Origin of the sequence: Bacteroides sp. AR29, from assembly GCF_900217715.1 — a bacterium.
In the GTDB taxonomy this organism is placed as follows: Bacteria; Bacteroidota; Bacteroidia; order Bacteroidales; family Bacteroidaceae; genus Bacteroides; species Bacteroides uniformis.
Genome location: NZ_OBMS01000022.1, coordinates 63947 through 86283, shown reverse-complemented (window position 1 = coordinate 86283; position 22337 = coordinate 63947). Strand labels below are relative to the sequence as shown.

Annotated in this window: 21 protein-coding genes and 1 pseudogene; 6 read left to right on the top strand and 16 right to left on the bottom strand. The window is 42.9% G+C overall.

Annotation, left to right across the window (positions count from 1 at the left end):
* The 14 genes and pseudogenes from CSD97_RS14265 to CSD97_RS19115 all read right to left on the bottom strand — a co-directional run.
* A pseudogene (locus CSD97_RS14265) lies at nt 1-223 on the bottom strand (IS256 family transposase); the annotation flags it as partial.
* 150 nt (nt 224-373) lie between these two features.
* Nucleotides 374-1138 carry a metallophosphoesterase gene (locus CSD97_RS14260; protein WP_098032608.1) on the bottom strand — a complete coding sequence of 255 codons (765 nt, stop codon included), beginning with the start codon at nt 1136-1138 and terminating at the stop codon, nt 374-376.
* Nucleotides 1139-1151: 13 nt separating this feature from the next.
* A complete protein-coding gene (locus CSD97_RS14255) occupies nt 1152-1694 on the bottom strand; it encodes a hypothetical protein (RefSeq protein ID WP_098032607.1) in 543 nt (180 codons plus the stop codon).
* An 11-nt stretch (nt 1695-1705) separates the two neighbouring features.
* Nucleotides 1706-2293: a metallophosphoesterase gene (locus tag CSD97_RS14250; RefSeq protein ID WP_098032606.1), complete on the bottom strand. Its 588-nt coding sequence runs from the start codon at nt 2291-2293 to the stop codon at nt 1706-1708.
* Nucleotides 2294-2835: 542 nt separating this feature from the next.
* On the bottom strand, nt 2836-3045 hold the full coding sequence (locus tag CSD97_RS14245) for a hypothetical protein (RefSeq protein ID WP_098032605.1): 210 nt from the start codon (nt 3043-3045) through the stop codon (nt 2836-2838).
* Nucleotides 3046-3050: 5 nt separating this feature from the next.
* Nucleotides 3051-3500: a GNAT family N-acetyltransferase gene (locus CSD97_RS14240; RefSeq protein WP_098032604.1), complete on the bottom strand. Its 450-nt coding sequence runs from the start codon at nt 3498-3500 to the stop codon at nt 3051-3053.
* Nucleotides 3501-3506: 6 nt separating this feature from the next.
* On the bottom strand, nt 3507-4544 hold the full coding sequence (locus tag CSD97_RS14235) for an alcohol dehydrogenase (protein WP_098032603.1): 1038 nt from the start codon (nt 4542-4544) through the stop codon (nt 3507-3509).
* Nucleotides 4545-4549: 5 nt separating this feature from the next.
* Nucleotides 4550-5353 carry a metallophosphoesterase family protein gene (locus tag CSD97_RS14230; protein ID WP_098032609.1) on the bottom strand — a complete coding sequence of 268 codons (804 nt, stop codon included), beginning with the start codon at nt 5351-5353 and terminating at the stop codon, nt 4550-4552.
* A gap of 17 nt (nt 5354-5370) precedes the next feature.
* On the bottom strand, nt 5371-5577 hold the full coding sequence (locus CSD97_RS14225; RefSeq protein WP_098032602.1) for a hypothetical protein: 207 nt from the start codon (nt 5575-5577) through the stop codon (nt 5371-5373).
* Entirely contained in the window at nt 5574-7064 is a 1491-nt protein-coding gene (locus CSD97_RS14220) for a type II toxin-antitoxin system HipA family toxin (RefSeq protein WP_098032601.1), read from the bottom strand. The genes CSD97_RS14225 and CSD97_RS14220 overlap by 4 nt, the downstream gene beginning before the upstream one ends.
* An 11-nt stretch (nt 7065-7075) precedes the next feature.
* Nucleotides 7076-7384 carry a helix-turn-helix transcriptional regulator gene (locus CSD97_RS14215; protein ID WP_098032600.1) on the bottom strand — a complete coding sequence of 103 codons (309 nt, stop codon included), beginning with the start codon at nt 7382-7384 and terminating at the stop codon, nt 7076-7078.
* Nucleotides 7385-9209: 1825 nt separating this feature from the next.
* Nucleotides 9210-10625 carry an ATP-binding protein gene (locus CSD97_RS14205; RefSeq protein ID WP_098032598.1) on the bottom strand — a complete coding sequence of 472 codons (1416 nt, stop codon included), beginning with the start codon at nt 10623-10625 and terminating at the stop codon, nt 9210-9212.
* Between the two features lie 524 nt (nt 10626-11149).
* On the bottom strand, nt 11150-11923 hold the full coding sequence (locus CSD97_RS19120; protein ID WP_244284039.1) for a response regulator: 774 nt from the start codon (nt 11921-11923) through the stop codon (nt 11150-11152).
* Nucleotides 11924-11991: 68 nt separating this feature from the next.
* Nucleotides 11992-12849, bottom strand: a complete 858-nt coding sequence (locus tag CSD97_RS19115; protein WP_244284038.1) for a hypothetical protein — start codon at nt 12847-12849, stop codon at nt 11992-11994.
* 407 nt (nt 12850-13256) lie between these two features.
* Here CSD97_RS19115 and CSD97_RS14195 point away from each other — a divergent pair, with 407 nt between their 5' ends.
* From CSD97_RS14195 to CSD97_RS14180, 4 genes are all read left to right on the top strand, one after another.
* Nucleotides 13257-14432, top strand: a complete 1176-nt coding sequence (locus CSD97_RS14195; RefSeq protein ID WP_005826523.1) for an MFS transporter — start codon at nt 13257-13259, stop codon at nt 14430-14432.
* A gap of 168 nt (nt 14433-14600) precedes the next feature.
* Nucleotides 14601-16037, top strand: coding sequence for a Na+/H+ antiporter NhaC (gene nhaC, locus CSD97_RS14190; protein WP_005835906.1), 1437 nt, complete (start codon nt 14601-14603; stop codon nt 16035-16037).
* Between the two features lie 66 nt (nt 16038-16103).
* A complete protein-coding gene (locus tag CSD97_RS14185) occupies nt 16104-16694 on the top strand; it encodes a DUF4251 domain-containing protein (protein WP_005826513.1) in 591 nt (196 codons plus the stop codon).
* A gap of 90 nt (nt 16695-16784) precedes the next feature.
* On the top strand, nt 16785-17447 hold the full coding sequence (locus CSD97_RS14180) for a response regulator transcription factor (protein WP_005826511.1): 663 nt from the start codon (nt 16785-16787) through the stop codon (nt 17445-17447).
* Here CSD97_RS14180 and mnmA read toward each other — a convergent pair.
* Both mnmA and CSD97_RS14170 read right to left on the bottom strand, forming a co-directional pair.
* Entirely contained in the window at nt 17438-18502 is a 1065-nt protein-coding gene (mnmA, locus tag CSD97_RS14175; protein WP_005826509.1) for a tRNA 2-thiouridine(34) synthase MnmA, read from the bottom strand. The genes CSD97_RS14180 and mnmA overlap by 10 nt on opposite strands.
* 22 nt (nt 18503-18524) lie before the next feature.
* Nucleotides 18525-19811 (bottom strand): O-acetylhomoserine aminocarboxypropyltransferase/cysteine synthase family protein, encoded by a 1287-nt coding sequence (locus tag CSD97_RS14170; RefSeq protein ID WP_005835904.1) that lies wholly within the window; start codon nt 19809-19811, stop codon nt 18525-18527.
* A 184-nt stretch (nt 19812-19995) separates the two neighbouring features.
* On the opposite strand from CSD97_RS14170, the gene CSD97_RS14165 reads away from it, so the two are divergent.
* Entirely contained in the window at nt 19996-21417 is a 1422-nt protein-coding gene (locus CSD97_RS14165; RefSeq protein WP_005835903.1) for a S41 family peptidase, read from the top strand.
* Between the two features lie 13 nt (nt 21418-21430).
* On the top strand, nt 21431-22336 hold the full coding sequence (locus CSD97_RS14160; RefSeq protein WP_005835902.1) for a DUF4595 domain-containing protein: 906 nt from the start codon (nt 21431-21433) through the stop codon (nt 22334-22336).
* Nucleotide 22337: the final 1 nt, after the last annotated feature.

The following is a 22337-nucleotide window of genomic DNA, read 5'->3' as shown; positions in this document are numbered from 1 at the left end:
CCAAGGGAGTCTGAACCTGCTTTTGCATCTTTCCGTTACGACGGTTACCCATCTGGCGTTCTTCTTCTGTCAAATGTGCATCCATCTCTCCTTCCAGGGCTGCATTCAATATACTTTCCAATAGTGGGGCAAAGGCGCCGTCCTTACCCAACAAAGGCTTGCCGGCTTTCAGCTGTTCAATGGCCTTGTTCTTGATACTCTCGAAATCAAATTCTTCTTTCATAAAAAAAACTGTGTTAGCAAAGTTAATACTTTATTCCTTGCTGACACAGTTTAATTTACATCCTCATTCACACTGAAAAATAAAGGAGCAGTGCTTACAACACTACTCCCATTTAGTTATATACTTACATAATTATATAAGTACATAGAATCATAATTCAATAAACTTATCGCCCTTGAAATCTTGCAGATGCTCACCATAGTACACATATCCCATCTGATTGCTGACAATACGAGTGTTCCCGATAACAGTATCAATGTTGGCATGTGAATGGCCATATATCCAAACATCTATTCGGCTGTCGGCAATAAAATCACCTAGTTCGGTTGCAAAGGCGCTGTTCAACAGGCTTCCTTTATGCTGGGATGCTACAACTTCTAATGTAGGGAGGTGGTGTGTAACCACAACTATGTGCTTGGCATCACTCTCGGACACACTCTGCTTGATAAATGCCAAACATTTCTCATGTTCTACATTGAAATCATCAGTGGTGAATCTGCGCCCTCCATACAGAATCTGTCTGAAGTCGTTCATGCCACGACTGACAAAATATTCATCCCGTGGTGATATATGTGACCACAAGGTTGAAAGGATGAAGTCTGTATCGTCAATGCGTACTACCTTATTCTGATAGTAGTGTACATTGGGCAAAATCTCCCTGCTCCAACTGTCACCATAAGCCAATACATCACCATTGCCATAGAACTCATGGTTACCTGGCACTAACAACACCTCACGATAGTTTGCAGATGCCCACTTCCAAAACTTCAAGTTCGGCAATGTTCTATCCCGTAGATAGCCGGTATCACCGGCAAAGACTAGAATATCTCCAACTACCTCAAACGGCATACTCTTTATAAATCTTGAATTATCTGACAATTCCAAATGTATGTCAGATGCGTATTGTATCTTCATAATCTCTTTAATTTTAGCTTTTTGTGTAAATCAATTCATAATTTTCCGCGTTAGAATCGTTATCTATGATATCCTTCGCAAAATTGAACTTATCGAACAAATACTTATAGTGATTAAGTTCTTCCGTCCAAAAACTGATGCTTTGGTTACATTCGTATATATCTTCGTTGATTTTATCATACAACTCCACATTTGCTTTTACTATACGAGCTTCCAACCTAACGATATCTTCCTTCTGTTCTTTTAGAGCCGTTTTGCACCTATCTATTTCTTCTTTGTAAAAGTTTATAACCTCACCAAGTAATTCTTTTGTCAATACTTTAGGAGAAGGATTCCAAGGAAGAACTGTCAGCTCTCTGCTTGGAGTGGTTGTAAGGTAAAACAACTCGCATCCCATCGACCTCTCTACATTTCTATTATGTTCTTTTCTTTCTTCTTCAATTTTATTTATTTCGTCATCAGAAAGGTCTTTAATTTCATTCCACGATGGATGTTCTTTGTACTCCAACAAAGGGGTCGCCTTATTTCTCAAATAAATGGTTGTGTATTCACTCATGACTTCACCTCCTATCTATTATTCTTACAAAATTGTTGTACCTGCTTCTGTATTATTGCCTTTACCTGGTCAAAAGAAACAGGTGTAAAGTTGTTATTGTCAACGCCTACATCGTATTGTGTAGGGAATAGCATATTCAATCGGGATGCATCTTTACCCGTATTATTCTTGCTGGTGTGAACGTGTCCAAACAGTTGCCAAGTATCTTTATAAGCTCCACCATAGCACAAGAATGGACAATGGTTCAGATAAATCTTCTGCTTACCAATCTCTATGTGCTTCTGCATTACAATCTCTTCAAATCTATCGTAATAGCTTTGCCTGAGATTCTTCATGTCATGGTTCCCGACAATAAGATAGATTTTCCCATTCAATCTGTTCAGTACATTTGTCCATTCAGCAGAGCCACCTAAACAAAAGTCACCTAGATGAAAGACAATATCGTCCGCTCCTACTACACGATTCCAGTTCGTTATGAGGGTTTCGTTCATTTCATTCACATTCTTGAACGGACGACTGCAAAAACCGATGATGTTTGCATGATTAAAATGAGTATCTGATGTAAAATACACCTTTGCTCCGTCAAATTTGTAATTCATAATCTGTTCTTCTTTTGTACGCATCACTGCGTGGTTAATAATTGATTTGCTGATTTCCATTGGACGGAAATGACGGAGAGGAAGACGTCACCAATGGGCATAAACAAAGAATCGTTGAAAAGCTTGGCAGGGACTTTCCAACGATTCTTGTCTATTCTTCGTAACTAGGATATCTGCATCTATAATATCCTGGTTCGCGTATATTTCAGTTGGATAGTATTCCCTATAGAGGCTGTTGGTTCAATGCATGAAATAGTGGTATACAGCATACACTCAAAGCATTTTGTGCCTCGATCTAACGTGGTTGCTAATATGTTCATTCTATTTTGCTGCATCTTTAACTTTTTACAATTATACCTAAATGGACTGCAAAGGTAATGCTTTTTTCATCAATGTTTCAAAGCTTATTTGCACTATTTTTACGTCACAAAAAGCCTGGTAATGGGTTATATACAAAGTATATAAAAAAGTTCTGGCCTATGCCCGCACAATTTTCTTTTGGCAAATGGAATACCGGAATATTGCAAATAATTCGGTAATTGCTACCTCATAGAACGATTCCGAATCTCCAAAGTTATATCCATATAACTCCGCTTGCCTTCAATGTAGTCAGCATAGAGGATTTCGGCATCCCGACCTTTCAGGATACGGCACTTGCCACACGCTTCGCAATCGTGCAGGCATTTCCATGCTTCGAGTACATAGGCGAGTCTTTCTTTTGGGATGGAATTATCTATGTGTGGCGCAATCATAGATTCTATAAAATTGGGCAGGCTCTATTCCAACTCATCAACAACTCTGCTTCGTTGGTATTCGAGTCAATCCGTTCTTCAATTACAACAAAGTTCTGCTTGCGATAAAATTGCATTACTTTTTCGTTCTTCTTGTACACAGCAAGCGTCAAGGTGAAATGCTGTTGTTTGATGAACTCGATAAGAGTTGTGCCTACGCCTAGCGATTGATACTGTTTGCTAACAAAAAGGCCTGCTATATAATCTCCATCAAGACCGATAAAGCCGGCAATTTCGCCTTTCACTTCGCAGACATAAACTTCAGACAAAGGTAATACTTGGCGCATATAATCGGTGTGGTTCAACCAATAATCAGGTTGAATGAAAGGATGGGCTTGCATGTTGCCATCCAGCCATATCTTGATAATGGCTTCAATCTCTGTAGGCAACGGCTTTCGTATTATTGATTCCCTCATTGGTTGTCATCTATTTACTATCGCTATCTTGATTACTCTATCCAATTTATTCTCAAAGATGCGGTAGGCTTCCTCAATCTCACTCAACGGAAAACGATGCGTGATGAGTGGAGTGGTGTCAATCTTTCCTTGCTCAATAAGGCGAAGCACCTCCTCGCAATCGCATCCATCGACCCCACCGGTCTTGAAGGTAAGGTTCTTGCCATACATATCGGGCAGAGGAAGCACCTGCGACTGGTCGTAAAGAGCCACTACAGTAACGACAGCATTCGGACGGGCACACTCCCACGCCAAGCGGAAGGTATCATCGGCTCCTGCGACTTCGAGCACTCTATCAGATCCTCCGTGTTCGCTATGCTTCAATACCAACTCCCTGCACTCTTCGGGAGTGGTGAGCAGCACTTCAGGGTAATGCGCTTGCACAAAACGACGTCTTTCCTCAGACTTCTCGCATACAATGATGCGCTTGGGCTTATGAAGCATCACGCAAAGAAGGGTACAGATTCCCGTAGGTCCTGCTCCTATGATCAGTACGGTATCCTCTTCGGTAATCTCCGATATGCGAGCTGCCCAAAAGCCTGTGGCCAAGACATCGCCCACCAGCAAAGCCTGTTCATCGGTCACGCTATCGGGAATACGGTTGAGTCCTTGATTGGCAAGCGGAACTCGAACATATTCGGTCTGTCCGCCATCAATTCGGCATCCCAATGCCCAACCACCATTCGGGTCGGTACAATTGTTCACATAGCCTTTTTGGCAGAAGAAACACTCTCCACAGAAGGTCTCCACGTTTACGGTTACTCTATCACCTGGCTTTACATTAGTAACCTCAGAGCCGATTTCTTCCACCACTCCCACCATTTCGTGGCCCACGGTTATACCCGGAACAGCACGAGGCACGCTTCCATGCTTGATATGCAGGTCACTGGTACAGATACTGCCCATCGTCACCCGAACAATGGCATCGGTAGGTTCAATAAGTGTAGGCTTCGGTTTCTCCACCAAAGCGAACTTTCCTTTTTCTATGTATGTATATGCTAGCATAATCTCTAATAATTAATCGGGGTAAATTCCATTATATCAAGCATTTTGAACAACACTCCTTCAATAGAAGAGTGCCATGACTGATGAAAATGGCCATAATACCAATGCGTAAGAGGGTGAGCATCATAAACAAGGCGATCATATAGCTTTGTCATTGTCGTTCGTTCATCCTCTACGTCTTTCAATAAGTTTTCATCCGGAGCAGCAAAAGAATGCAATCCGTTTTTGTTTATCAGCTCGCAGAAGTCTGGAGCAGTATGTGTAACTACTGTATCAATGGCAAACTTCTGGTTTACCAGAGTGAGCATTTCATCATTATAAACCGGAGCTTCATCGGACCAATAAAAGTTCTTACTAAATTTATCTTCTGTATTGGAGTGTATTCTATGCTTTACGCAATAATTCTTCCATTCCTCCATACGATAACGTCGGTCAATTGAGATTCCACCACCAACGCAAAGTATTGTATGTTTGCAGGCCAAAAGAATAGAATAGTCGGGAATAGCAATAAAGCGTTTGTGTTTGAATTGCTTGCCATCAAAATAAAGAGGATTGTCATGATTGCCACGCACGAATACAATCCAATTATTGGCCTCGTTCATTCTTTTAACATTACGCCTTGCTATTTGCTCGTAATACTCCTTCTTTTCAAATCCAAACCCACAATCACCAGCCACTATTAGCACGGTGTCCTTCATTTGATACTGCACACAAAGTTTATACACCAAGAGATTGAAGTCTCCATGGATATCCCCTGAGACAACAGCATTTCGGGCTTCTGGAAAAGATAAAGTATAAACCTTATTCATAATATTCTCAAATGCTTTCAAATCATCAACATTATCCGTCCTTCTGCCTTGACAAACATATCGGGATAGCGACAGATAACGGCATAAACTTGTTTGGACGTAACAGGTTGCCCATCCTTGCGGATATGCAAGCGTTGGCGGTTAATCAACTCCGCAATCTGTTCCGTTCGCATTCCTCGGTTCTGACTTGTGAGGCAATAAAGTATGGCTTCTTCTATTTTCATAGATTGAAATACTTTGCGATCATTGCTTTTAGTTGGTCAGTTGTTAGGTTTGCCAATCCGTTTTGTTCAATAGATGCAAATTCTTCCTTGTTTTTGCTGATAACAAACTTTCGTTCCGCACCATCTATATTTGCCAGTAAATGATAATTTCCTTTATAGGTCTGCTCAACATGCATATTGCTAACGGTATGCCCATTGATGTCTATTGCAACATCAGCAGTTTCGTACTCCCATTCGCCCCATGCTTTCAAGTGTTCCACGATGGTTGATTCAACTCGACCTATCCATGATTCGGAAACTCCATTATCGGTAGCTATTGCACGGAATTGTTTCAATGCAGAAACAATATCCCTTATGATAGCATCGGGACGACGAATGCCATTATCACGAGCAAATTCAATAACATCAGAACGAGTGATGTCATGCAGTTTGGCTCGTATATACATACAATGATCCCTGTTCGGCAAATAACCACCTCTATCTATGATGTAAGTAATATCATAGGCTGGAGCAAGACGCCAAGAACCATCTTCATTCATAACGAATGAGAAGTTCTTGTTATGGTCGTCAGTATTATTCGACAATATATTGAAGACCATTCTTCGGAATATCTCCTGACAATCAGCTTCAGGAAGACGAAGTTTACGACAAACAGTAATCAATTGCTCGTAACTCTCAGCATCGGGATATATAGCAGCCAAGGTTTGTGTATGTATCTTCTTCTCGCCATCACGATCAAACCGCTTAGTCAAAAAATGATTGTTTCCATCCACGGGATATAATTCGGAGGGCATCATATTGATTCCGGCCAAAGTAGCTAACTTATAATAAGTCATTTCCAATTCAGCAGAACAATATTCTGAGTTGCCGAATTTAAGAAGGTAATAGTCGTAACCTTCCAATCCTGCTATTTGGCCGCTTCGTATTTCTCCCGTTTCTCTATTTATGGCAATAATCGCTTTTGGCTGACGTCCACCTGCAGAAGTACCTACAGTCAACAATGATTGCATAGTAATAGATTCCTCCGGCATGATACGGGCATTCTCTCTTTCGATGAAAATACGTTCAGCCAAATCTGCTAATGACTTAACGTCTATCTTACCTACTCTGCGTTCTCTGTTTGCTTCTGGAATGAATTCTAATGCACCCATTCCTCTTCGACCGATAAACGAAAGCTTATCCAACGGATTTATCTCCGAGTTAGATAATTTTTGTTGTTGACGCCATAAATCAAACAACTGGTTACCCCAAGCATCTGGCAATGAATCTGCAACAAATGCTGGAAGTTTCTGATAAATCTTAGCATCCTCACCCCAAACAGGCAACAATCCTCTGGTTCCATCAATAGGTGCAACCAAAGGAGATATGTTTAATCCCTTTTTGATAAAATCAGGATTATATATGAAATAAGAGAGGCGCCTGTGTTCATCCCAGGCCAAACGACCTATTTCCTCATTCCAAAGTATTATTTTCAATGACTTTATCATATCTGTATAGCTTATTTAGTGTGTCTGATTCGTTGTGCTTTTTTCTCGTCCTTGCGCATAAGATAAGGCGATTCAGGTAATTCAGGTAAAAGATCGTCTAAAGAATTTATCTGACCTACTACCTTCAATAAGAGAAGAAAAGTCGACAATGAAAGATTGCCTGCCGTACCATTCTCAAACTTGTGTATCGTTGTAAGGCCAACACCTGATAGTTCCGACACCTCTTTTTGTGTCAGATTGCACCGCATACGATATTCTTTAAAACGAGTACCCAACATACGTACCAGTTCTGGAGTGGAGTATTCAAATAAATCTTTCATATTCTATCTATCATTAGAATGATATTTATATGCATATAATCAGCTTTATCTTTATTACACTGATATTTATAACGCAAATCTACTCATTTTTTTCTTATAACGGAATGTTTCTGTCAAAAAATATGCTCAAAAAGCCATTTTTAGACCTTTTAAGCATGTATTTCACATAATCCGCCCCTAAATATGGGTAGAATTTCACATTTTCCATAATGATTGCCACCAAAAGAAATAACAGCTTTACTTTAATGTCGTACTCATATATACGAATAATAAAGTAAAGTTAAAAGAAGGGAAAAGAAGAAATGGCTACGCCATAATTTTTCTTTTTACCAGCAAAATGAGATGATTGCTGACAATAAAGGTGGTATGTTCATTAGGGACACCCTTCAACGAGGAAGCCAACCTGTCACCTTTATTAACGAAGAGAGGGATGTTCTAAAATGTAACACCCTATCACAAGTAGAAATTACATTGGGGTATAAGCAAACTCATAAGGCAGTGGAAAGACATGTTGATAATGAGGATGCGGTGAAACGCAGTACCCTTAGGTGCAACACAATAGATGTGCAAAAATGTGAAAATATCTATAAATATGGATGTAGCAAAACGCGACACCCCTCGGTGTATTACAATAGTTAAGCTGCATTACAAAGACATGTAGAAATAGATGATGTATGAAACACGACGCCCTAAAACAGGGCTCCATACCATGAATCATTAGATTTTCTTTTCACAAGCATAATGAGATGTTTATCGATGAAAAAAGTGAACTTGGTTATGCAAAGGGGTAACTGAAACGGTCACCCCTGGAGGTACAGAGCTAACCACCTTCTGCAGAAGTTAGAACCCGAATACGGTTGCCTCTATCATCATGCAGAATCTAAAGACTCGGTAAAACACCGAGTAATCGATTAAATGTATCTACAGAAACAATCTGTAGCCAAGAACTATAAAACCTGTACCTTGATTCAGGGGAGTGGTTCTAACTACACGACTAACTTTACACAAAGTAAGATTTCATTGCCATAATTCTCTCTTCCAAAAATCAGATTTACTTTAGTCATACATTCAAATGGGGGATGCACTAAAACAGTGCCCCCTACAACAAGACATTAGATTAAATAATACCCCTCAAGCTATTCGTCTATACGGAGAAGATAACGACAAATTAGTGCTAGAAATTAGCATCACTTGGAGGAGCCATAAATCTACTTGATATAATTGCTTATCATGTTGACTTTGATGGACTCCTCAATGATCATGGATTCAACATTGGAACATGTAGAATAGGATGACCCCGTAAAACGAGGAGTCATAGATGTAGATAAAATTAAACGACATGTTGGAAAAGAATACAAGTTGCCATCGTGATTCACGATTGAAGGTCAACGATATCATATAACTATTTTAGTACTACCAATAGTGAATTCATCCTGCAATTAGTTGACATAATCGGCGATATTCTCACGTATATTTCGTACCTATTCACAAGATTACGCACTAAACAGCTATAATATATAACCATTATGCACTTGCCATGAAAAGAAAAAAAACAACTTTACTTTAATGTCGTACTCATATATACGAATAATAAAGTAAAGTCAAAAGAAGGGAAAAGAAGAAATGGCTTTGCCATAATTTTTCTTTTTACCAGCAATATCAACTTGTAATTAGACCACCTTTTCTCTTTTCGAGGAGAGAATATACTATCTCAATACATTTAGTTGACAACTGTTGGGATAATACGCAAAAAAAGAATCGCTCCTCTATACTAAGAAGAGGTGCGATTCTTGATTCCTAGTGGTAATACTTACATACACTCAAACTATGCAAATAGATCCTCTAGTGTAACTTCGCTTTGTATAATTCCAGAATGAGAGTTCTGACGAACGCCGTAAGTTGTTACCATAGTAAGATGAACTGCCTTTCGTGTATTAGTTGAGTCAATGAAGGCAGATTTCTTGTTGCGTAGATTACGTTCATACTCCGCATCAATAGAGAACTCTGACAAGGAATATTTCATTTCACAAACATTAATTACTTGATCATTGCGATCTATCAACAAGTCAATCTGTGCGCCATCACTATTTTCATCAGCTTCTTTTCGCCAAGAATATACATTACTCAATACTCCAGCAATACCCAATCCTACTTTGATTTGTTGTACATGTGCCAAACAGAGTCGTTCAAAAGCCAATCCGCTCCAAGCACGATGCATGGCAGAATCGGTCGATGCGGACCAAAAATGTTCGTCATTATTCTCATTTTGCTGGACGAACTTAAAGTAAAATAGTGTATAGTTATCAATAAGTTGGTAAATGGTTTGTTTAGACTTTTTTCCATAACCATTGTATTTGCGAATAAATCCGCAGTATTCCAACTCATCAAGCACCTTACTCAAAGCTCCACCACTTTGCTTATCGGTTATCTCTAATATTTCTTCGCGGGTCATTCCTGTCTTCTTCCGGCCAAGAGCTGTAACGACATCTATATATAGTTCAGGTGACTTAAACAACGATGCATAAAGTTGATTAAACTCATTGGTCAATTTGCCATTCTTGGCAAAGAACATTTTATCGATATTTTGGGCTAAGCTCAATCCTTTTTCAAGAAGACTCCAATAGAATGGTATACCACCCAATACCATATAACACTCTGCAATCTGGTAACGACTCATTTCGAGACCCTTGTTTTGAACAAACATTTCGCACTCCCTCAAAGTAAAAGGTTGAAGGGCTATGCGCTGCGTTACACGATTATGAAGACCTCCGTGGTCATTAATAACCTTATTGATAATCCATGAAGTTGCGGAACCACAAATAATTAAAACTATATCCTTTCGAGCAGATGCCCAACCATTCCAAAAATGCTCAAAAGCAGATAGAAAATTTGAACGTGGGGTATCCATCCAAGGAAGTTCATCGAGGAAGACAATCTTCTTTTCATCAGTAGAATTCTTCAAATAGTGTGAAAGCAAACTGAACGCCTCTAACCAAGATTGCGGTATCGGACAGTCATCATAACCAGCATCACGAAGTGAAATAGCAAAACTAAACAACTGGTCCTTGGTCTTACCTTTTGCCAAACCCGTATGCTGGAATGTAAACTTATAACCAAAAGTCTCACGTATGAGATAGGTCTTACCTACGCGTCTACGACCATAGACAGCTATTAATTCTGAATACTCAGATTCTGCCGCTGAAAGCAATATTTTCTGCTCTTCTTTTCTACCGATTATCATAACTAATGAGTTTTGTTTACGCAAAAATAAGACAAAAACTTTATATAACGCGCCAAATCTATGAAAAATATTGCGATTTGGCGGATTATAACATATTTTTCACAAGAAAACATCTGTTTGGTTTCATTTAGTTGACAACAGTTGGCGATAATACGCAATAAAAATTGTACCTTTGCACTTAGAAAAAGAGGTGAACTTCTGGATGGAGAACTCGTTTTTTCCATGACTCGCGAGAACGAACGTTAAAACGGCAAAAATGGCGGATTTTTCTACCGCCTAGAAGGTGAAAAAAGGTTTTCTACCGTTTTAAGCGTAAGATTCTCATAATTAAATAGTTCTACATGTTGCATCGGCAAGTAAAGCTAATCATATATACCCAGTTATCCCCAAAACGAAAACGATGAGAGATTTTCCTTTATAGATAGCTTAGGATGTTCAGTTCTCCTATCTCCCATTTCAAAACAAAGGCTGTCCATTATCTAATATGTGACAGCCTTTCTATGAAAGTTTTCTTCAGATAAATATCATACTTTTTTCATAAACTCCTTCGGTGTTTTTCCAAAATACTCCTTATACCTGCCTCTGAAGTTTTTCATATTTCGCATACCCACCATTTCAGCAACCATAGTCACAGAAAATTTTCCGCTTTCCAAAAGTTCCCGTGCCTTCTCCATCCTGATTCTCGAAATCAAATATTTGGGTGCTTCTCCCGTCAACAACTTCCACTTATTATAAAAGGTTGTCCGGCTCATGCACATCCTGGAGGCAATATCATCTACTGTCAAATCCTCTTTATCCATATTCTCCATAATGTAAAGCTTCACTTCATTCAAAAATGCCAGATTGGCATCCTGCTGAGCCCGCTCCATAGGTTTCGTTAAAAAATCTTCTCCAAAAACTTTCTGAAGAAATGTCTTCCGAAGAAAACGGCTATTATTTATCAATATGGATATTTCCACTTTAAGGTCCTCCAGATTAAAGGGCTTACATACAAAGAGATCAGCCTGAGAAGAACAACGCTTTTCCCGCCGTTTCACATCAATGTGCGCCCCCATCAATATCACCGGAATAAAGGAGGTGTCCCTCGACGTCTTCAGTTTAGAAGAAAGTTCCTCACCGCTCATACCTTTCAACATGATATCACAAATCACCAAATCCGGATACTCTTCACATATTACCTCCAATGCTTCCTGACCGTCATCAAAGCTCCTCACTACAAAACATTCCGATAAACGTTTCTCAAGATAATCCTTGAATCCCTTGTCATTATCCGCAAGTATCACTAAAGGTCTATCCATATTTTTTTTCTTCGAGAAACCATGGAAAGCTATTTCCGACTCATTCACCTGAAAAGCGTCCGGAATATTTAAGGATGTATCCCCCCCGAAACCGCACACGAACATCTTATGGGAAATCGAAGCAGAGCCTCCTTTTCCAAAGTCAGTATTTTCCCGTCACATATATTCATCAACTTGTCAAAAAACACACCGCCCATGCCATACTGCTTGCCATGCAGAGGTCGCAGAATAGGAAGCCGCGACGAGTACCATCTGCAACATTTCAGAAATCGCTTGTTGCCTGTATCCTTAATCCTGATTGCCCAGTAATCTCCCTTCAACGAAACCTGCATCGAGAGATGCGTTTCCGGCAGAGAACACTCGATGGCACTCAATACAAACCGGTCGATAACCGGAGATATCTTTCCCGGATCAAACCAAGCGCTTGCATAGTCAAAATCCGGAACCAAATCCAGCTTCATCTGTAACCCGGCCACATGAGACTGTAAAAAAGACACTTTCTTCCTCATAAATGCGCCGATTTCATATTCTGCAACTACCAGGCTACCAGAATTGCCAAATAGTCGTTTCAACTCCATCAACGCTATCAAGTGCTGCTCCAGCCCGCCTATATGATGAAGTGCAACAGCCAGTTCCTTCTTTATGTCTTCCGGACAGTCTCCTTCGTAAACTGCCCCTAACGGTGTCTTAATCAAAGAAATGGGATTACGTATGTTTTGAAAGGTATCAATGAAATACTGATTTCCCTCTTTCAGTAAATCTCTTTCTTCACTGATACAGAGTAAATGGAACAAAAGCCAACATAATATACAGATTCCACTAGCCACTATTGGCAGAACAGACCAGGGAACCTTATGATATACGCCGATGGATAGCAGGAAAACGCATAATGACACTACTATTATTATTATCGATAAATGTTTCATACTATTATAAGTTTAAGTAATAATGATTCATACTAATATATACCCGAGTTTTCAGTCAATAGCAGGATAATCCCAAGTATGTCATCAGGAGGCGGTCTAATGGGGGAACGGTAGGTTCCTTGAGTCATCGAATTCACCTTACCAACCCTCGTTTGCTAGAAGAGCCTGCATTTCGTCCACCTGTATTTCATACCCAGCAACTCTCTAAACCATTCATTTCCCATGCCCAACGTATCTTTAAATATCAATACAACATTCCGCTTATCCAAGATAGCTCCAATCAATTATTCTCAAACAAAATAATAGTATAACAAACGGAAAGGCTAAAAAGATGATACCACTTCACACATATTCTTATCATACTCACATATCTTGCGCATGAAACAGAAAGACATTATCTTTGCAGCATGAAACAAGAACTGAAAGAAAACGGAGGATTACCGGCACATATACTCTGGACACTTGCTATCGTAGCTGGCGTGTCCGTAGCCAACTTGTATTACAATCAACCCCTGCTTAATATCATGCGGCATGAATTGGAAGTTTCTGAATTCAAAACGAACCTCATTGCCATGATTACACAAATCGGATATGCGCTGGGATTATTGTTCATCGTCCCATTAGGAGACCTCTATCGACGCAAGAATATCATCCTAACGAATTTCTTCCTACTCATATTTTCCCTTCTAGCCATTGCCATGGCACCGAACATCTACATCATCTGGGCAGCATCACTCATTACCGGCATCTGCTCCATGATACCCCAAATATTTGTACCGATTGCCTCGCAATTCTCACGCCCCGAAAACAAGGGACGGAATGTAGGTGTCGTCATCTCAGGATTACTGACTGGAATACTTGCATCACGTGTTGTCAGCGGATTTGTGGGTGAAGTGCTTGGCTGGCGTGAAATGTACTTCATCGCCGCTGGAATGATGTTACTATGCGCTATCGTTGTATTAAAGGTACTACCGGACATACAACCGACTTTCCAAGGCAAATATTCCGGGCTGATGAAGTCTCTTTTCTCATTAGTAAGAGAATACCCCTCTCTACGAATCTACTCGATACGTGCAGGACTGGCCTTTGGCTCATTCCTTGCCATGTGGTCCTGCCTTGCATTCAAAATGGGAGAAGCCCCGTTCCATGCATCCAGCGATGTCATCGGCATACTAGGGCTCTGCGGCATTGCCGGAGCCTTAACCGCATCTTTTGTAGGAAAATATGTAAAAAAGGTAGGCATACGCAATTTCAACTTTATCGGTTGCGGAATGATTCTGCTTGCATGGGCCTCGCTCTTTTTCTGCGGAAACAACTATGCAGGTATCATTACCGGTGTCATTCTTATAGACATAGGCATGCAATGTATCCAACTCAGCAACCAGACCAGTATTTTCGACATCTACCCGTCTGCCTCCAATCGGGTAAATACGATTTTCATGACCACTTACTTCATCGGCGGCTCTTTGGGTACCTTCCTTGCAGGAAGCAGTTGGCAGACTTGGGGATGGAGTGGCGTGGTCGGCACCGGCGTTATTTTAACAATAATATCGTTGTCCATCACCCTTTACAGCAAGAAATAACAAGGATACTATCATTTTTCCAAGCAAACGCAAAGATTTGATAATTTTTATTTGTCATGCAAAGGATAAGGAAGATATTGAACAGAATTGTTATACCTTTGTCGCATCAAACTATAAACGACAGATTGATAATAGATTCGTCAACCAAGCATAGTCAAAAACAACCCTATGAATTCAGCAAAGAAAATACCCTCTCCACTCGTTTCTCTATTTCCCATCGCTTTTCTCGTAGGAATGCTGTTCGCCACCATCCATACTTTCGGAAGTGACGCCTTGAGTGGAGGAAGCCAGATTTCCCTGCTTGCCACCACTGGTATGTGTGTCTTTATCGGCATGACTTTCTACCGCATCCCTTGGAAAGATTATGAACTTGCCATCACCAACAACATTTCAGGTGTTGCCACAGCTATCATTATTCTATTGATTATCGGTGCTTTGAGCGGCACATGGATGATAAGTGGGGTGGTACCTACCCTTATATATTATGGTATGCAGATTATCCATCCGAATTTTTTCCTTGCTTCTACCTGCATTATTTGTGCATTGGTATCAGTAATGACGGGAAGTTCATGGACCACTATCGCCACCATCGGTATCGCCCTTTTGGGCATAGGTAAGGCACAAGGTTTTGAAGAGGGATGGATAGCCGGTGCCATCATTTCGGGAGCCTATTTCGGAGACAAAATTTCACCGTTATCGGATACCACGGTCCTTGCCTCATCCGTAACGGAAACACCGTTATTCAGCCATATCCGCTATATGATGATCACCACCGTCCCCTCTCTCCTCATCACCCTTGTCATCTTTACAGTAATGGGACTCACACACGAAACGAACAATACACAACAGATCGCGGAATTTACGGCAGCATTGGACGCCAAATTCAACATTACTCCCTGGTTACTGGCTGTTCCCGTGATTACGGGAATACTGATTGCCCGGAGAGTACCTTCCGTCATCACACTCTTTCTCTCCACTCTGCTGGCAGGGATATTCGCCTTCATCTTCCAACCGGGACTACTGAATGAGATAGCGGAAGGTGGGAATATGTTCAAAGGGATAATGATGACATTCTATGGCAGTACCAGTCTACAAACTGACAGTGACATGTTGACAGAACTGATTGCCACACGAGGTATGGCAGGAATGATGAATACCATCTGGCTCATCATCTGCGCCATGTGTTTCGGTGGAGCCATGACGGCAAGCGGCATGCTAGGAAGCATCACTTCCCTATTCGTCCGCTTCATGAAGAATACAGCCAGCATGGTAGCATCCACCGTATGTTCCGGATTGTTCCTGAACCTTGCCACGGCAGACCAGTACATCAGCATTATCCTCACCGGAAACATGTTCAGCAACGTTTACGCAAAGAAAGGCTACGAAAGCCGGCTACTTAGCCGTACCACGGAAGATGCCGTTACCGTCACCTCCCCGCTTATCCCATGGAACACCTGCGGCATGACGCAAGCCACCATTTTGAGTGTACCCACACTGACCTACCTTCCCTATTGCTTCTTCAACCTTATCAGTCCGGTAATGAGTATCTTTATTGCTGCTATCGGATATAAAATAATTAAAAAACCGGTGAACAATCCTGGATAGGCATTGTTCTTGCAATAAACTTATAACGAACAATTTATTTAAACCTAAACAAAAAAAGATTCGATTATGAAAAAGTTTATTGCATTAGCAGCAGTAGTATTGGTAAGCATGGCAACAACGACCATGTATGCACAAGAGAGTAGAGCTGAAAAGCGCGCAGACCGTAAAGCCCAAAGAGACGCAGAACGTGCACGCCTGAAAGCTGAAGAACAAGCACAGGATGCCATTTCGTACGATGACGCAATGGCGGCCTTGAAAGCTCACCAGTTCGTAATGGAGGCAGACCAAGTGATGTTCCGCAACGGACAGACCGCATTTGTAAACTCCAACACCAACTTCGTATTGGTCAACCAAGGACGTGGCACCGTGCAGGTAGCCTTCAACACCGTATACCCAGGTCCTAACGGCATTGGCGGTGTAACAGTAGACGGAACCGTATCGGACATCCAAATGACTACCGACAAACGGGGCAACGTGAATTGTAACTTCAGCATCCAGGGTATCGGCATTTCCGCCCAGATATTCCTTACGCTGACCGATGGCGGGAACAACGCAACCGTAACCATCAGCCCGAACTTCAACTCCAACACCATGACTTTGAGCGGGAACCTGGTTCCGCTGGAACAATCCAACATATTCAAGGGACGTTCCTGGTAAAACCCTTATATAAATATATATATTCCCACTCCGCCACAAATCACACTAAAAAGTGTACATTTGTAGCGGAGTTTTTTATATACCAATGTCATGAGAGAATTTATCATTGCAGACAATCAAGATATCACCAAAGCAGGCATGATGTTCCTATTGGGCAGACAGAAAGACACCTCCCTGCTGCTGGAAGCCGACAACAAGGCAGAACTGATACAGCAACTACGCCTGCATCCCACCGCCGTTGTCATTCTGGACTATACCCTTTTTGATTTTTCGGGAGCCGAAGAGCTAATGGTACTTCACGAACGCTTCAAGGAAGCCGATTGGCTACTCTTTTCCGACGAATTGAGCCTACCGTTCCTGCGCCAGGTATTGTTCAGCAGCATGGCATTCGGCGTAGCGCTGAAGGATAATTCCAAAGAAGAGATACTGACCGCACTACAATGCGCCTCACGCAAGGAGCGATTCATCTGTAATCACGTCAGTAACCTGCTGCTCGCAGGCAACGGTTCCTCCTCCCCCACTCATCCTACCATCAAAGATGATTTACTGACTACTGCCGAACGGAGCATCCTAAAAGAGATAGCCCTGGGGAAAACAACCAAAGAAATAGCCGCCGAACGAAACCTCAGCTTCCATACGGTAAACAGCCACCGGAAGAATATCTTCCGGAAACTGGGTGTAAACAATGCGCACGAAGCCACCAAATATGCCATGAAGGCAGGCATCGTAGACTTGGTGGAATATTATATATAAATCTCCCCGCTCCCGACACACAGCCGGGCATCAGCATCATACACCACTCCGAACTGGCCCGGAGCAATGCCTTGCAGCTTTTCTTCCGAAACAATGCGGTAACCCTCCGCCTCCTTTTGCAACCTGCCTTTGACAAACTCCGGCGTATGGCGTATCTTGAAAGTCACCTCCACCTCTTCCTGCGCTCCCTTCCAGGGATTATCCGTAATGAAATGAAAATCGTACATACGGAATTCATAGCCGTATTGCAATGCCGTATCACATCCGCGGGACACGTAAATCACATTCTCCTCCACATCCTTGCGGACAACAAACCACGGTCCTCCACCCAACCCCAATCCTTTACGCTGGCCGATGGTATGAAACCAATAGCCCCGATGCTTGCCCAACTTTCTACCCGTTTCCAACTCCACAATATCCCCTTCCCTTTCGCCAAGGAAACGGCGCACAAAATCATTATAATCAATCTTTCCCAGAAAGCAGATGCCCTGACTGTCACGACGTCTGGCGCTGGGCAATCCGGCACGCAGGGCTATGTCACGAACCTCATTCTTCATCAGTCTGCCCAATGGAAACATCAGTTTGGAAACTTGCAGATAATCTATCTGTGCCAGAAAGTCGGTCTGGTCTTTCACGGAATCGGCAGCGGTACCGAGCCATGTCTTTCCATCCCTCAACACCGTAGTGGCGTAGTGCCCGGTTGCCGTGACATCGAAATCCTTCCCCACACGTTGCTCAAAGCACCCGAACTTTATCAGCTTGTTGCACATCACATCCGGATTGGGAGTCAAGCCACGTCTTATTTTATCAATGGCATAAGCCGCCACCTGGTCCCAATACTCCCGGTGCAGGTCCACTACTTCCAACGATAATCCATAACGCCGGGCAATGGCAGAAGCCATCTCCATATCCTCTTCCGCAGAGCAGTCCATATAATCGGCATCGTCCCTCCCTATTTTGATATAAAATAGAGAAGGACGGTAACCTTGTTCGCAAAGGAGATGTACCACCACGGAGCTGTCTACACCTCCCGACAATAATACAGCAATATTCATTCTATCGTATACTGTTATTCTTTTAAATTCTGTCAAATGCCTGGGACAAGTCGTCCAGCAAATCATCGATATGTTCTGTCCCGATGGAGAGGCGGACCGTGCCCGGTTTGATGCCTTGTTCTTCCAATTCCCGTGCACTCAATTGGGAATGGGTAGTGGTGGCAGGATGGATAACCAGGGATTTCACATCAGCCACATTGGCAAGCAACGAGAATATCTGTAAACTGTCAATAAACGTCTGCGCTTCCTTCACACCGCCCCGCACCTCAAACGTAAAGATAGAACCGCCTCCATTCGGAAAGTATTTCCCGTAAAGCGCGTGGTCAGGATGCTCGGGCAGGGACGGGTGGTTCACGGCAACCACTTTGGGATGCTTCTTCAAGAATTCAACCACTTTCAAGGCATTCTCCACATGACGTTCCACGCGAAGCGACAACGTCTCCAATCCTTGCAACAGAATGAAAGCATTGAAAGGACTGATTGTGGCACCGGTATCACGCAACAATACGGCACGGATACGGATGGCATAGGCAGCAGGACCGGCAGCGTCGACGAAACGTACTCCATGATAACTCGGGTCCGGTTCCGTCAGTTGGGGAAACTTCCCCGAGGCCACCCAGTCGAACTTGCCGCTATCTACAATAACACCACCCAAGGACGTACCATGCCCTCCGATGAACTTCGTTGCCGAATGGACTACAATATCTGCCCCATGCTCTATGGGACGAATCAAGTAAGGAGTACCGAAGGTGTTATCTATAATCAGAGGAATCCGGTGACGGTGTGCTATTTCAGCAACGGCATCAATGTCAATGATGTTGCAATTCGGATTTCCCAGCGTTTCAATGAATACTGCCTTGGTATTCTCCTGAATCGCTTTCTCGAAATTGTCCAGATTGCCCGGGTCCACAAAAGTAGTGGTAACCCCGTAGGCAGGCAATGTGTGGGCCAGCAGATTATACGTTCCGCCGTAGATGGTCTTAGCTGCCACGATATGGTCGCCTGCACGGGTGATATTCTCAAAGGCATAAGTGATGGCTGCCGCACCCGAGGCTACGGCCAATCCGGCAACACCGCCTTCCAGAGCCGCCACACGTTTCTCGAACACATCCTGGGTGGAATTCGTCAACCGCCCGTAAATATTCCCCGGGTCCTGCAAGCCAAAGCGGGCTGCCGCATGGGCCGAATTACGAAATACATACGAAGTTGTCTGATAGATAGGTACGGCGCGGGCATCAGTTGCCGGGTCGGGTTGTTCTTGTCCAACGTGAAGTTGTAGAGTCTCAAAGTGCAATTTCTTTGTTTCCATTGTCGTTTGTATTTTAGGTGAATAAACCGTTTCTCATTCGGATGTTGCAAAGATAGAGCGATAAGCCGGGGCAGACAATGACACAGATTAGGGAATTTTATACCACAATTGTGGTAGATAAGCAAGCTATTTTCTATCTTTAGATAAGATAGACTGCATTTCGGCAAAACTTTTTCATGCAAGCATGAAAGTTCTGCACTCAATTTGCACTATCTTTGCCCCCATGAAAGCAAGAAATATACTGATACTCATATTGGGAACCCTGATTCTTCCCATTTATCTGACTTCCTGCGGGGTGGACCGCTGGAAAGAGTATGCCGGACAGACCCAGACAGACCGCTGGATTGACGATACCATGCGTGTGTGGTACTATTGGGTAGACGCTATCCCCCATACCAACGACCTGAACTATTTTCAAGCCCCTTTCACTTTCTTTGCCTCGCTCAAATCCGAAGAAGACAAATTCTCCACCATCGACAGTCTGGTCAGCGTCACCACTACCCGCAGCATCCCCTATACGGATTACAGCTACGGATTCCAGTTCACTACCAACCAGATAGAAGTAGAAGGAGAAGAGAATGCCATTGTTGCACAGATTCTTTACGTTGCCGACGGAAGCCCGGCCTCGGAAATCGGGCTGAAACGGGGTGACTGGATTATGAAGATGGACGGGAACTTTATTACTGAACAGAATTATAAGAAACTGTATGGAAGTAGTGCCATGGAACTTACAGTAGGTTATTACGACGTGGAGAAAAATGCCATCGTTGCTTACGACAAACCCAGACAGATAGCATCGGCGCGTCCCGTCAACGACAACCCGGTGCACTATAAGAATGTATATACATCAGGCAGCAAGAAAATAGGTTATCTGGTCTACAACCACTTCAGTTCCGGCCCCACGGACAACAGTAATGAATATGACAACGACCTGCGCAGCGCATTCCAATATTTCGCATCACAGCAAGTCAACGAATTCATCCTTGACTTGCGCTACAACAACGGTGGATTACTGAGTTGCGCAGAATTGCTGTGTACCATGCTTGCACCTTCCTCCGCCTTGGGACAAGAGTTGGGGTACCTGGAATTCAACAACCGCTTCAATCCGCAGATAGTACCGTTCACCCTGAACTCCGGACTCATCGGAAACGGAGCAAACCTAAACCTGAATACTCTCTACGTACTTACCAGCAGCCAGACTGCCTCCGCCTCCGAAATGGTGATTAACTGCCTCGCCCCGTATATGGATGTTGTCATCATCGGCGGTACTACCGTAGGCAAGAATGTAGGTTCCAGGAATTTCTCCAGCCCCGAACTGATGATAACGATGAATCCCATCGTCTGCAAGATATACAATTCGGAAGGGAAATCTGATTATGAATCCGGATTCCAACCGGCCTACTCGGGATATGTAGTGAATGAGATGAGCGACATGTCACGTTTCCTGCCCTTTGGAGATACCAACGAAGCCTTATTGAGCACTGCACTCGGCGCCATCGACGGAAGCATACAACCGCCCGCACAAGAAGATACCCGTTCTTTAAGAGTGACCACTCTCGCAAACTCCATTGAACGTCGGGCAAGCCATGCCGTACGCATCAAATAAAAAGACCAATAGGATGAAACTAAACAGAAGAGTTACAATCATCACCCGATTTTCGGGAATCATGTTCAGCCTGCTGTTGCTCGGCGGACTGGCAGCTTGCAGCGATGATAACAATGGCAATGATACGCCAGAACCGGAGCCGTCAACCTACCCCACCACTCCTTTCTCCAAAATCGAACTCAAAGAAGTGATAGAGAGCGATGCGCAACCGGTTACTGCCACCCACACCTACCTTTACAACAGTGCAGGCAGGCTGACCAGCTACACCGGCAAACAGAGCTTTACAGCAGGAGACGAACTCTTCGAGATAGAGAATACCACTACTGTCGAATACAAGGACCATCAAGCCGTGATAACCGACGAAGCAGGTACAGTATCAACCTACACGCTGAATGACAAAGGTTATGCCACCACTTGTACCAGTCAGGATATGGCAGGAAATACCCGTACTTACACCTTCTCCTACCTCATCAACACCGAAGACAAATACTATCTGGAAAACATCACAGAAAAGCTGGACGACGGAAAAGAATACTCATTCATTACAATAGACTACAGCAACTTCCGGGCATTGCGCATACAGCAAAAGGTTGACACTTTTGAGCACAACAGTACGGCTACCACACCATCAGGCAATGAAATTGCAAATATCTCCGAAATACCAAGCCTATTCATTACGGACATGTATCCGCTTTCCATGCATGCGGTTGCCATATACGGGAAGATATTGGGAGAACCTGCAAACTATCTGATTACCCAACTCATCCCGGACAGCAACGGAGAAAGTGAAGAGACCACCACCTATACTTATACGTTAGATAACCGGGGTATCGTCACTTCCTGCCATGCAGTCGTCAGGCATATAAGGAACGGCTACGAGCAGGACTACACACGCACCGTGAACTATACCATCGAATAAT

Bases quoted from the DNA above. Each gene is read 5' to 3' on its own strand.
- CSD97_RS14195 (WP_005826523.1), top strand. From the start codon at position 13,257: ATGAAACAAGAACTGAAAGAAAACGGAGGATTACCGGCACATATACTC.
- CSD97_RS14260 (WP_098032608.1), bottom strand. From the start codon at position 1,138: ATGAAGATACAATACGCATCTGACATACATTTGGAATTGTCAGATAAT.
- CSD97_RS14170 (WP_005835904.1), bottom strand. From the start codon at position 19,811: ATGGAAACAAAGAAATTGCACTTTGAGACTCTACAACTTCACGTTGGA.
- CSD97_RS14245 (WP_098032605.1), bottom strand. From the start codon at position 3,045: ATGATTGCGCCACACATAGATAATTCCATCCCAAAAGAAAGACTCGCC.
- CSD97_RS14220 (WP_098032601.1), bottom strand. From the start codon at position 7,064: ATGATAAAGTCATTGAAAATAATACTTTGGAATGAGGAAATAGGTCGT.
- CSD97_RS14160 (WP_005835902.1), top strand. From the start codon at position 21,431: ATGAAACTAAACAGAAGAGTTACAATCATCACCCGATTTTCGGGAATC.
- CSD97_RS19120 (WP_244284039.1), bottom strand. From the start codon at position 11,923: ATGGATAGACCTTTAGTGATACTTGCGGATAATGACAAGGGATTCAAG.
- CSD97_RS14165 (WP_005835903.1), top strand. From the start codon at position 19,996: ATGAAAGTTCTGCACTCAATTTGCACTATCTTTGCCCCCATGAAAGCA.
- CSD97_RS14225 (WP_098032602.1), bottom strand. From the start codon at position 5,577: ATGAAAATAGAAGAAGCCATACTTTATTGCCTCACAAGTCAGAACCGA.
- CSD97_RS14240 (WP_098032604.1), bottom strand. From the start codon at position 3,500: ATGAGGGAATCAATAATACGAAAGCCGTTGCCTACAGAGATTGAAGCC.
- CSD97_RS14185 (WP_005826513.1), top strand. From the start codon at position 16,104: ATGAAAAAGTTTATTGCATTAGCAGCAGTAGTATTGGTAAGCATGGCA.
- CSD97_RS14205 (WP_098032598.1), bottom strand. From the start codon at position 10,625: ATGATAATCGGTAGAAAAGAAGAGCAGAAAATATTGCTTTCAGCGGCA.
- CSD97_RS14255 (WP_098032607.1), bottom strand. From the start codon at position 1,694: ATGAGTGAATACACAACCATTTATTTGAGAAATAAGGCGACCCCTTTG.
- CSD97_RS14215 (WP_098032600.1), bottom strand. From the start codon at position 7,384: ATGAAAGATTTATTTGAATACTCCACTCCAGAACTGGTACGTATGTTG.
- nhaC (WP_005835906.1), top strand. From the start codon at position 14,601: ATGAATTCAGCAAAGAAAATACCCTCTCCACTCGTTTCTCTATTTCCC.
- CSD97_RS14230 (WP_098032609.1), bottom strand. From the start codon at position 5,353: ATGAATAAGGTTTATACTTTATCTTTTCCAGAAGCCCGAAATGCTGTT.
- CSD97_RS14180 (WP_005826511.1), top strand. From the start codon at position 16,785: ATGAGAGAATTTATCATTGCAGACAATCAAGATATCACCAAAGCAGGC.
- CSD97_RS19115 (WP_244284038.1), bottom strand. From the start codon at position 12,849: ATGAAACATTTATCGATAATAATAATAGTAGTGTCATTATGCGTTTTC.
- mnmA (WP_005826509.1), bottom strand. From the start codon at position 18,502: ATGAATATTGCTGTATTATTGTCGGGAGGTGTAGACAGCTCCGTGGTG.
- CSD97_RS14235 (WP_098032603.1), bottom strand. From the start codon at position 4,544: ATGCTAGCATATACATACATAGAAAAAGGAAAGTTCGCTTTGGTGGAG.
- CSD97_RS14250 (WP_098032606.1), bottom strand. From the start codon at position 2,293: ATGAATTACAAATTTGACGGAGCAAAGGTGTATTTTACATCAGATACT.